Source organism: Yoonia sp. (assembly GCF_036007805.1).
Classification (GTDB): Bacteria; Pseudomonadota; Alphaproteobacteria; order Rhodobacterales; family Rhodobacteraceae; genus Yoonia.
Map to the genome: position 1 here is coordinate 1 of NZ_DASYOK010000078.1, position 10,811 is coordinate 10,811.

11 protein-coding genes are annotated in these 10,811 nt (G+C 59.2%); 7 read left to right on the top strand and 4 right to left on the bottom strand.

The window, feature by feature from the left end; translation table 11 throughout:
- The 3 genes from VGP75_RS04845 to VGP75_RS04855 are packed head-to-tail and all read right to left on the bottom strand — an operon-like array spanning window position 1 to window position 3,985.
- Window positions 1–2,169, bottom strand: coding sequence for an RNA degradosome polyphosphate kinase (locus VGP75_RS04845; RefSeq protein WP_327542578.1), 2,169 nt, complete (start codon window positions 2,167–2,169; stop codon window positions 1–3).
- Window positions 2,170–2,224: 55 nt separating this feature from the next.
- Window positions 2,225–2,881 (bottom strand): P-loop NTPase family protein, encoded by a 657-nt coding sequence (locus VGP75_RS04850; protein WP_327542579.1) that lies wholly within the window; start codon window positions 2,879–2,881, stop codon window positions 2,225–2,227.
- Window positions 2,882–3,985: an AI-2E family transporter gene (locus VGP75_RS04855; RefSeq protein WP_327542580.1), complete on the bottom strand. Its 1,104-nt coding sequence runs from the start codon at window positions 3,983–3,985 to the stop codon at window positions 2,882–2,884.
- Between the two features lie 223 nt (window positions 3,986–4,208).
- Between VGP75_RS04855 and proS the strand changes: the two genes are divergently transcribed.
- From proS to VGP75_RS04890, 7 genes are all read left to right on the top strand, one after another.
- The gene (gene proS / locus VGP75_RS04860; protein ID WP_327542581.1) at window positions 4,209–5,549 is read left to right on the top strand and encodes a proline--tRNA ligase; all 1,341 of its coding nucleotides are present in this window, start codon (window positions 4,209–4,211) and stop codon (window positions 5,547–5,549) included.
- Between the two features lie 149 nt (window positions 5,550–5,698).
- Window positions 5,699–6,304: a DUF2937 family protein gene (locus VGP75_RS04865; RefSeq protein WP_327542582.1), complete on the top strand. Its 606-nt coding sequence runs from the start codon at window positions 5,699–5,701 to the stop codon at window positions 6,302–6,304.
- Between the two features lie 66 nt (window positions 6,305–6,370).
- A complete protein-coding gene (locus VGP75_RS04870) occupies window positions 6,371–7,639 on the top strand; it encodes an ABC transporter permease (protein WP_327542583.1) in 1,269 nt (422 codons plus the stop codon).
- Entirely contained in the window at window positions 7,632–8,315 is a 684-nt protein-coding gene (locus VGP75_RS04875; protein ID WP_327542584.1) for an ABC transporter ATP-binding protein, read from the top strand. The genes VGP75_RS04870 and VGP75_RS04875 overlap by 8 nt, the downstream gene beginning before the upstream one ends.
- Window positions 8,316–8,398: 83 nt before the next feature.
- Window positions 8,399–8,782, top strand: coding sequence for a c-type cytochrome (locus VGP75_RS04880; protein WP_327542585.1), 384 nt, complete (start codon window positions 8,399–8,401; stop codon window positions 8,780–8,782).
- A gap of 96 nt (window positions 8,783–8,878) precedes the next feature.
- Window positions 8,879–9,520 carry a DUF3047 domain-containing protein gene (locus VGP75_RS04885; RefSeq protein WP_327542586.1) on the top strand — a complete coding sequence of 214 codons (642 nt, stop codon included), beginning with the start codon at window positions 8,879–8,881 and terminating at the stop codon, window positions 9,518–9,520.
- Window positions 9,521–9,589: 69 nt separating this feature from the next.
- Window positions 9,590–9,985 carry a c-type cytochrome gene (locus tag VGP75_RS04890; protein WP_327542587.1) on the top strand — a complete coding sequence of 132 codons (396 nt, stop codon included), beginning with the start codon at window positions 9,590–9,592 and terminating at the stop codon, window positions 9,983–9,985.
- Here the strand turns inward: VGP75_RS04890 and VGP75_RS04895 are convergent.
- A complete protein-coding gene (locus tag VGP75_RS04895; protein WP_327542588.1) occupies window positions 9,950–10,672 on the bottom strand; it encodes a DUF1194 domain-containing protein in 723 nt (240 codons plus the stop codon). The genes VGP75_RS04890 and VGP75_RS04895 overlap by 36 nt on opposite strands.
- Window positions 10,673–10,811: the final 139 nt, after the last annotated feature.

Sequence of the window (10,811 nt, forward strand, 5' to 3'; positions counted from 1 at the left end):
CTAATCATCCGTATGCGTCAACTGCGGCACATCGGATGCCCCTGCGGAACCACGACCCGATAGAGACGGGTTTTCCATGAAGAAGCGGTGGCAGTTAAAGGCAAAAACCCCTTCCTCGACCGGTGCGCGGGTAAAGCTGCCGTCGGCGGCCATCACCCAGCTTTGCGCGATATCGGCCATATTGGCAGCCATGATCTGGCTGACGATCTGTGCCTTGACTGTCGGGTTCTTGATCTCGACCAGTGTCTCGACCCGCCGATTGAGATTGCGTCCCATCCAGTCGGCGGAACTGATATAGACCTTCGCCTTTTTGGACGGCAGCGTATTGCCGTTGCCAAAGCAGACAATGCGCGAATGTTCCAGAAACCGGCCGACAATGGATTTGACACGGATATTTTCCGACAGGCCTTTGACACCCGGCCGCAGCCCGCAAATGCCGCGCACAACAAGACTGATTTTCACGCCTGCCTGGCTGGCCGCATAGAGCGCGTCGATCACGTCGACCTCAATCAGCGAATTCATCTTGGCCCAGATCACCGCAGGTTTGCCTGCTCGCGCGTTCTCGGCCTCTTTGGCGATGCTGTCCAACAAGCTCTGCTTGAGCGTCAGAGGTGAAATCGCGAGGTTCTGTAACCCCTCGGGCTGGGCGTAGCCCGACAGATAGTTGAATACCTTGGTGGCATCGCGGCCCAGATCGGCATCACAGGTGAACAGGCTCAGGTCGGTATAGATGCGCGCGGTGATGGGGTGGTAGTTTCCGGTGCCGAAGTGGGTATAGGTCACCAGTTTGTCGCCTTCGCGCCGGACCACTGTGGAGATCTTGGCGTGGGTTTTGTACTTCAGAAACCCGTAGACAACATGCGCACCGGCGCGTTCCAGCCGTCGCGACTGACGGATGTTTGCGGCCTCGTCAAAGCGGGCTTTCAGTTCCACCAAGGCGGTAACGGATTTTCCGTCTTCGGCGGCCTCGCAGAGCGCCTCGACGATGGGCGAGCGTTTGGATGTCCGATAAAGCGTTTGCTTGATCGCCACGACATTGGGGTCGCGCGCGGCCTGTGTCAGAAAACGCACCACCATGTCGAAGGTCTCATAGGGGTGATGCAGCAGCATATCCTTTTGGCGGATCGCGGCGAACATATCTCCGTCATGATCTTGCACCCGTTCCGGCACCCGTGGCGAAAAAGGGGGCCACAACAGGTCAGGGCGGCTGTCCAGTACCAGTTCGCCCAGATCGGCAATGCCGATCAGGCCGTCGACCTCGACCACGGTATCTTCGGTCACATGCAGTTCCGACATGATCAGTGATTTGAGCGCAGGAGGCGCGCCCGCCGAGAGTTTAAGGCGCACCACCTCGCCACGCCGGCGCCGTTTCAGGGCCGTTTCAAACTCGCGCACCAGGTCTTCGGCTTCGTCCTCCAGTTCCAGATCACTGTCGCGCAGCACCTTGAAGGCGCAGCTGCCCTTCATCTTATAGCCGGGAAAAAGCCGCCCTATATGCAGCACCAGAAGCTCTTCCAGCGGCAGAAAACGGTGCCCTGTCTCGGCGGGGAGTGCCACGAAGCGGTCAATCTGCGCCGGTACTGGCAGAAGTGACCGTAACTGGCGTTTGTCGCTGGGCCGCTCAAGCTGGAGCGCCAGTGCGAAGCCTTCGTTGGGTAGAAACGGGAACGGGTGTGCAGGGTCAATCGCGAGGGGTGAAAGAACCGGAAACACCTGTTCCAGAAACACGTCTTCAAGATAGTTGATGTCATCGTCGCTCAGTGCGGCACGGTCCAGAATATGGATATCCTGTTCGGCCATCAGCTTTTGCAATTCAGTAAACACCGTTTGCTGGCGCGACATCAGAGCGCGTGCATCGCGGTCAATATCCACCAGTTGCTCGGCCGGGGTGAGGCCGTCAAGGCCCGGGGTCACATTGCCTTCATTTGCCAATTCGCGCAGGCCTGCGACACGCACGGTATAGAACTCATCAAGGTTGGTGGCCGAAATCGACAGAAACCGCAGCCGCTCGAGCAAAGGTACGCGCGGGTTTTCGGCCTCTTCCAGCACGCGCCAGTTAAAGCCGATCCAGCTCAGCTCGCGGTTGACAAAACGCGCGGGGCTTTCGGGGTCAATATCGAGTGTCGTGGGGGCGGGGTATGCCCCTTCTAAGAAATTTGCGTCGATCATGAAGGCCTTTTGTTCCGCTTTTATTGCGGCAATATGACAAGTATTGCGGGCTTCGTTACATTTTGTCCAGCAGCTCGGCGGCGAGTGCTTTGTTGATCTTGCGGCCCTGCGCCAGGGCGGCGGTGTCAAGGCGGGCGACGATCGCGGCGGCCGCCGCGTAGGACCGTTCAATTCTGGTGCTCAGATATTGGACCAGATGGGGCTGCGGGTTGATCTGCCGGTCGGTAAAAAGCTTCATGATCAGCGCCGATAGCAGCGCATCGTCGGGGTTAGTGATCTGCGCAACGGTGGTGGCCTGCATCCGGCTGGCCAGATCTGGCAGGGCGATCTGCCAGCGGCTTGGCGGCACATGGGATGTGAGCAGCAACGTACCGCGCGCGTTACGCAGATTGTTGTGAAGGTGGAACACCGCTTCCTCGGCGAGGGGCGGCAGCCTTTCGATGTCCTCGATGATGACTGTCCTCGCATCTGTCCGGAAATCAGCACCAATTGTCGCGGCCTCAATCAAGACCGCATCGTTCTGGCTTTGAAACACGCGCGCCAGATGGCTTTTGCCGCTGCCTTTCGGGCCGATAAGGGCCAGTTTGCGTTCCGGCCATGTCTCGGGCGCGGACAGCATCGCATAGGCCTGCGCGTTCGCCTCGGAGACAAAGAAATCATCAGGTCCCAGCGCAACACCCGTTGGCCAGTCAAAAGCGAGCTGGTCTGACATTCAGTCGCCCCCGGATTTGCCGCGATAGAGAAGGCTGTCTTTGTATTGGGCCAGACCCCAGCGCGCGACCACACCGATCATCGCGGCGATTGGTACGGCAACCAGCATGCCGACGAAGCCAAAAAGTGTTCCGAAGACCGCGAGTGCAAAAAGCAGCCACACAGGATGCAGGCCAACCGACCCGCCCACAAGTTTCGGCGTCAGGATATTGCCCTCAAGAAACTGCCCCATCCCGAAAATCGCTGCGACAATCCCGATCCGCAGCCAGTTGGTGGCATAGGCCATCGTGTCGCCATCAGGCACCTCGACACTGCCCCAGAACTGGAACAGCGCCAGCCCGACGGCCAATGTGCCGCCGACCAAGGCGCCCACATAGGGAATGAAGGTGATCAGACCGGCGATAAAGCCCACGATCAGGCCAAAGTTCAATCCCGCCAGCATGAGCGCTACGGCATAGTAGGTGCCCAGCACCAGACAGACGGTGCCTTGGCCGCGAATGAAAGAGGCCAGCGTCGCGTCGATGTCGCGGGCCAGTTGGCGGATGGTATCGACGTGGTCGCGCGGCAGCATGCTGTCGATCTTGGCGGTCATATTGTCCCAATCAAGCAGCATATACACCGCCACAACCGGCACGATGACCAGCAAAACGATGATGTTGATAAGCCCGAGCGCCGACGAGAGCAGCCCATTGATCAGCTCGCCACCGCGCGACTGGATCGCCTCGCCAATCGTCAAAAGCTGTTGATAGGCGACGCTCTGGTTGTCCATCAGTTGCGGGAAACGCTCGGTCAGCCCTGTGCGCAGGCGGTCGAACAATGCAGGGGCTGTTTCAATCAGCGATGCGGTTTGTTGCACCAGTGTCGGAATGACCAGAAGGATCAGCAAGATAAAGACGAAGAGAGCGACCAGCGTGATGATTGCAACAGCCGTGATGCGGCTGCACCCCAAACGCTCAAGCCGGTCTGCGATGGGATCAAGGCAATAGGCAATTGCCCCGCCAAGCACGAAGGGCAGGATCACATCACCCAAAAACCATAAAGCCAGCAGAAAGACCGCCGTTGCGATGCCCCAGTATTTTGCTTGCTGTCCGACAGGAAGTGCCATGCATGATCCTTATTTCGCTGCACAATAGATGCGGCATGCGGCATGGCGGTGCAAGAGCACGGATAAAATTTACCCCGCGCCGGGCACGCTTGCGGTGATAACAGGCGGGATGACGTCCGCGATAATCTTCGCCATACCCAGCTATCTGTGATGACATTGCTTGCGAGGGCCTGCGCAGGGGATTAAACCCACGCCAACACTAGTCTCCAAAAAGGTCGAACACATGCGCCTGAGCCGCTATTTCCTGCCCGTTCTCAAAGAAACGCCCCGCGAGGCGCAGATCGTCAGCCACCGCTATATGTTGCAGGCGGGGATGATCAAGCAGGCCAGCGCGGGGATCTACTCGTGGCTGCCGCTCGGCTTTAAAGTGCTGCGCAAGATCGAGGATATCGTGCATGAGGAACAGGCGCGCGCAGGCCATATCGCAATCCAGATGCCAACGATCCAGTCGGCGGACCTGTGGCGCGAAAGCGGGCGTTATGATGCCTACGGTGAAGAAATGCTGCGGATCAAGGATCGTGGCGGGCGTGAGATGTTGTTCACACCAACGGCCGAGGAACTGGTGACGGATATCTTCCGCGCCCATGTGACGAGCTACAAAGACTTGCCGCTGACGCTGTACCAGATCCAGTGGAAATTCCGCGACGAGGTCCGCCCGCGCTTTGGCGTCATGCGGGGCCGCGAATTCTACATGAAGGACGGCTACAACTTCGATCTGACCAAAGAAGACGCGCTGCACGCCTACAACCGCCATTTGGTCAGTTATCTGCGCACCTATGAACGCATGGGGCTGCAAGCCATTCCAATGCGCGCCGACAGTGGCCCGATTGGCGGCGATGACACCCATGAGTTCCTTGTGCTGGCCGAGACTGGCGAGTCAGAGGTTTTCTATGACAGCGAGATCACCGAACTGAAGTTCGGCGATCGCGACATTGATTATGACGATCACGCGGCGTGTCAGGCGGTGCTTGAGGAGTTCACTTCGCGCTATGCCCGCACCGACGAAACGCATGACCAAACACTGTTTGATGCGATCCCAGAGGAACGTAAGCGCACGGCGCGTGGGATCGAAGTGGGACAGATTTTCTACTTTGGCACCAAATATTCCGAGGCGATGGGCGCTTTGGTCGATGATGGCAAGGGCGGCAAGGTACCGGTCCACATGGGCAGCCACGGCATTGGCGTGTCGCGTCTGCTGGGGGCCATTATCGAGGCGAGCCATGACGACAAGGGTATCATCTGGCCCGAGGGTGTGACGCCGTTCCATTGCGGGATCGTGAACCTCAAATCCGGTGATGCCGAGGCAGATGCCGCTTGCGAGGCGCTCTATGCGTCGCTGACAGCGCTGGGCCTTGAGCCGCTTTACGATGACCGAGATGAGCGGGCAGGGGCCAAGTTCGGCACGATGGATATGATCGGCCTGCCTTGGCGCATCACCGTGGGGCCACGCGGCCTCAAGAACGGTGTGGTTGAGCTGACAAGCCGCCGGACAGGCGAAAGCGAAGAGCTGCCACCGCAAGAGGCCGTGGCGAAAATCGCCAAGATCTATGAGGGAATTGCGTGAGCCAGCCCAGGGAGCTTCCACGCTCGCGCGAAAGTGCGCGCATAAGGCGCATCGCGCGTTAACAGCCCTGCCGAAATCTGCTACCTTGGCGCAAAAGAAAATGCTTCGAGGCAGCAGATGATAATGATTTCCCGCAATGGGGTGCTGGCATGATCCGCGCCCTGTGCTTGATCGGTGGGCTCAGCGGTGCCGCCGGCCTGTCGCAGTATCCTGAATTTTCGCAGCAATATCTGCAACGGCTGGCCGGTCAGGTGGATGAGCTCACGCGGCAGGTGGTTGATTTCGACCAGACTGCCCTTGCCGATGGCATGGGCCGCGAAGAGATGCTGCAGGCGATGGCCGAAACTCCGCTGGTGGCCTCGCAAGAGGCGCTTTGGCGGCGGACCTTTGCCCGCCACGCGCGGCTGAGCGAGAATCTGATGCTCTTGCGCGAGGCGACCCCGTTGGAGCGTCTGGCATTGCCGCACCGGATGGCCGATCCCGCGACGCTTGCTGCGGTCTGGGATGATTTCACACCGGCTGTGCCGCTGAGCGTCGCGGGGGCTGCTTCTGCCGGAACAGGTTTCTTGGGCGGCTGGGCCGGTTTCGCGATTTTGGCGGCGCTGGTGTCCATGCCGTTCCGCCGCACAAAGCCCGCGCCCGCGACCAAGAAACGCCGCGCGCCGACGATCAAAGCCGACCCTCCTGTGACGCGTCCGACCCTTGTGGCGGAAACGCCGCCCAACAGACCGCGACTTGCGGGCGTGCAAAGATAAGCGCACATCCGCTTGACCATTGCGCCCCCGCGCACCACCTTGCGGCAAACCCAAGCAGGAGCATTCATGGCCGAGGTCAGGACAACACGTCCCTTTGCAAAATTCGAATGGATGATCGCGTGGCGCTATATCCGCGCCAAACGTGCCGAGGGCGGTGTCAGCGTGATGACATGGATCAGCCTGATCGGTGTGACCCTTGCGGTGTTCGCGCTGATTGCGACATTGGCGGTGCGTTCGGGCTTTCGCGCCGAGTTTATTGACACGATTGCAGGGGCCAATGCCCATGTCAGCGTGGTGATGCCGCGCGGGGTGATTACGGATTTTGAACAGGTGGCTGATAATGTCCGCGCTGTAGAGGGGGTGAGTTCGGTCGCGCCGCTTATTCGCGGGCAGGCGATGGCCTCGGGGCCGTCGGGGCGGATCGGGCTTGCGGATATTTTCGGGATCAGGTTGGAGGATCTCAAAGGCTCTGATGCCATTGTCGATAGCGAGCTTACCTTTGGCAATATTGATGATCTGCCGAACGGGATTGCGATTGGCTCTGCTTTGGCAGCAAACCTTGGCCTTGATATCGGGGACCGGATAGAGTTGACCACGCGCTCGGGTGCATCCACACCGATGGGGCAGGCCACACGGCGCAATGCCTATGAGGTGGTTTACATCTTCTCGACGGGGCGTTTCCAGATTGATGAGGTGCGCGTCTATCTGCCCTTTGATGTCGCACAACTGATCATGAACCGTGACGGTGTTGCCGATGAATTGGAAATCAGGCTGGACGATCTGAACCAGTCGGAAGTTCTCAAGCAGGACATCGCCAATGCCGCTGGCCCCGGCATGTGGGCCTATAGCTGGCAGGACAGGGTGGGGCGGTTTTTGCGCGCGCTCACGATAGAGGACAATGTGATGTTTATCATCCTGTCGATCCTTGTGCTGGTGGCGTCGATGAACATCATCAGCGGTTTGATTATGCTGGTGAAGAACAAGGGCCGCGATGTGGGAATCCTGCGCACCATGGGCCTCACCGAAGGGTCGATCCTGCGGATTTTCTTTATTTGTGGTGCGGGGATTGGGACGATTGGCACGGCGTTTGGGGTGATCCTTGGCTGCCTTTTCGCGATCTACATCGACACGATCTTCAGCTTTGTGAACTATGTCGCGGGGGGCGGTGTCTGGGATCCGTCCATCAGGGGGATTTACAACATCCCCGCTGAATTGCGGCTGGTTGATGTGCTCAAGGCGGTGTCGCTGTCGCTGGGTCTGTCCTGGATTATCACGATCTTTCCTGCGCGCCGTGCTGCGCGGATGAACCCCGTCGAGGCGCTGCGCTATGAGTGATTTCACGCTGCAGGTCGCGGACCTGACGAAAACCTACAACGCAGGCAAACCAAACGAGGTGCGTGTGCTGCAAGGCGTATCATTGGACGTGAAACCGGGTGAGGTGGTGGCGTTGGTCGCCCCGTCAGGTGCGGGCAAATCGACCTTGCTGCATATTGCGGGCCTTTTGGATACGCCCGACGACGGCACGGTGCAGATCGAAGGCACGGATATGACCCGCCTGTCTGATCGCAAACGCACGGCGGTGCGCCGGTCAACCGTAGGGTTCATCTATCAATTCCACCATCTGCTGCCGGAATTTTCAGCGCTCGAAAACATCGTTCTGCCACAACTGGCAAACGGCCGTTCCGAGCAAGCAGCAGAGAAACACGCGATGGCCTTGCTGGATCGTGTCGGGATCGCGGCGCGTGCTGCGCACCGTCCTGCGGCGCTTTCTGGGGGCGAACAACAGCGGGTGGCGTTCTGCCGTGCCTTGGCGAATGAACCTGCGCTTTTGTTGGCGGATGAACCGACAGGAAACCTTGACCCTGATACCTCGGATCAGGTGTTCGCGGCGCTGATGGGGCTTGTGCGCGATACGGGCCTTGCGGCCGTGATAGCGACACATAACCTGGAACTCGCCGCGCGAATGGATCGTCAGGTGCGATTGAATAGTGGTGTTCTCGAAACTGCGTGAGTGTCGATAATCTGCTGATTGATACAAATCATGGTGGCAGGCTGTCCGCTTTTGTTACAGTCTGGACAAAACAGGAGGCTGATATGCGGTACGTCATTATTTTGCTGGCGCTGGGCCTGACGGCTTGTGTCGAAGAGCCCATCGACGGGCGGACAGCCTATATGGAGAATTGCGCCAGTTGTCATGGGGCCGATGGCAAAGGGGATGGTCCGGCGGCGCGCGATCTGGCTGTGGCCCCGCCTGATCTGACCACGATTGCCGCACGTAATGGCGGTGTTTTCCCTGTAAATCAGGTCATGAGCACCATCGACGGGCTGGACCGTGGTGCGCATTTCAGCGCCGTGATGCCGGAATTCGGCGCGGGTGATCTGGGCGAGACCGTGATTGTGGAAGAGCAGGGGTTGGGCACACCGGTGCCCATGAAGCTCTTGGTGCTGTCCGAGTATCTGGAATCCATCCAGCAGTAACCTGCGCTAACGTTCGCGTGAAAACAGCAGATGCCGGGTTCCTGCGCATCGTAACTGGGCTAATTTTATCCTAAGGAGTTACAGAGGATATTTTTTATGCACCGGATTTTTGCGACAGTGTTCGCCCTCGGGATAGCCGCAAGCGCGCAGGCAGCCGAAGTAAGATTTGACAACGGCTGGCAAGAGCAGCGTCTGTCGCTGTTTAGCTCGAACGACTATGTTTTCGGACAGAACCTCGGGCTGGTGTCGGAAGGGTCCGTTTCCATCGCCTGGAGCCGCGTCGCACCAGCAAATTGGGGGACGCGTGGCGCGACATGGAACTGGACCGTCGAGCAATCCGTACCGCCCACCGATCTGAGCCTGAAAGGTGGCGATGATCGCAATATCTCGCTTTATTTTGTGTTTGTACCGCAAAGCATTGCGCCCAGCCTTGAAGGGGCGAATATCCGCGCCCTGCTGGGCAATGATGATGTGCGGATCATCCAGTACGCCTGGGGTGGCAACCATGCGCGCGGACAGGTGATCCCGTCGCCTTATGGTCCTGCGGGGCAGGGGGTGACGGTTGCGCTACGGCCGGCCGGGACCGGATCGTTCAGTGAAAGCGTTGATCTGGCGGCGGATTATGCCCGCGCCTTTGGCGGCGAAAAAGGCGCGCTGATCGGGCTGGCCGTGTCGGGTGACAGTGATGACACCGACAGCGTGATCCGTGCGGCGATCGGTGGACTGACACTGCGCTAGTTGATTTGCATCAACGCAGAAGGCGCATCCTCTGCCTAGGCTGATCCCAGCAGCATAGAGGAGACCGTGATGCGCATCTTTTCGGTGATACTGGCGTTGGGCCTTGCATCCCCTGTTGCAGCGCAGGATGCGATGCAGGGCGAGGCACTTTTCGGCTTTTACTGCGCCACCTGCCACGGCAATGCGGCCAGCGGCAACGGGCCGATGTCCCCGTCTTTGGTTGTGGCGCCCAGCAACCTGACACGGCTTGCCGTAGAAAACGACGGTGTGTTCCCGACCGCGCGTGTGATCATGCGGATTGACGGGCGTGATCCGCTTGTCAGCCATGGCAGCATGATGCCGGTTTACGGGGATTTCTTCGAAGGCACCGACGTGGCGACCAAAGCCGAGACAGGGCAGCCCATTCTGACGTCGCAGCCGATTGTTGACCTACTCGCTTACCTGCAATCCCTCCAGCAGGAGTGAGGCGTATTCGGTCTGCGGTGTTGTCCCCGCGATCTCGAGGATCAGCTTGCGGCGCACCGCGTCGGTGAATTCAGGTCCGCTGAAAGCGGGCATGACGAAGGCGTTGGGGCCACCGATTATATTTTCTTCGTAAAGCCGGGGCAGGCTGTTGCCCATAAAGTTGCTGTTGCGCAGGATCGGCAGGGCGTTGATGGTGATGTTGTTGGCCACCACCTCATCGCGGGCTTGGGTGATGGGCGGGCCGAAAGTGTTGGCCATGGTGTCGCCGGAAAAGTCGATCACGCGGCGGAAGCCCCTGATATCATTGTTTTCTATCTGTTCCATGCCATAAAGCAGGGCCGACCCGATAGCATTGCGTCCGCGCGCCTGTCGGGGCGGGCCGATCAGGGCGTTTGCGAAACGGGTGGCACTTTCCATATCGGTGATGATGGTCCAGTCCACGACCGTGGCCTGATTGCTGGCCCATTCCACATAGGTCACCGCAATCGAGCCATAAAGCGTGTTCTGGATCGCCGAGACCACCGCCGGATCGGTGATGGCTGTGGCGTAGGACTGGCGCTGGAACAGCAGCTCGTCGGCGTCGATCGAGCCGGAGGCATCGGCCAGCAGCACCAGTTCGAGATCGGTTTCAATCTCTTGTGCGGCCAAAGGAGAGGCGAGGAAAAGGGTAAGGATCAAATAGCGCATAAGGTGGAAATAGGGCGGCGTGACGCGAGGGAAAGGGGCGTATGTTTTGCGTACACAAGCTGTACACACTGCGTATGTACAAAGGTGCACGATCGGGGGTGGGATGTGCCCGCAGTCCCGGGCCTGACCCGGGACCTCG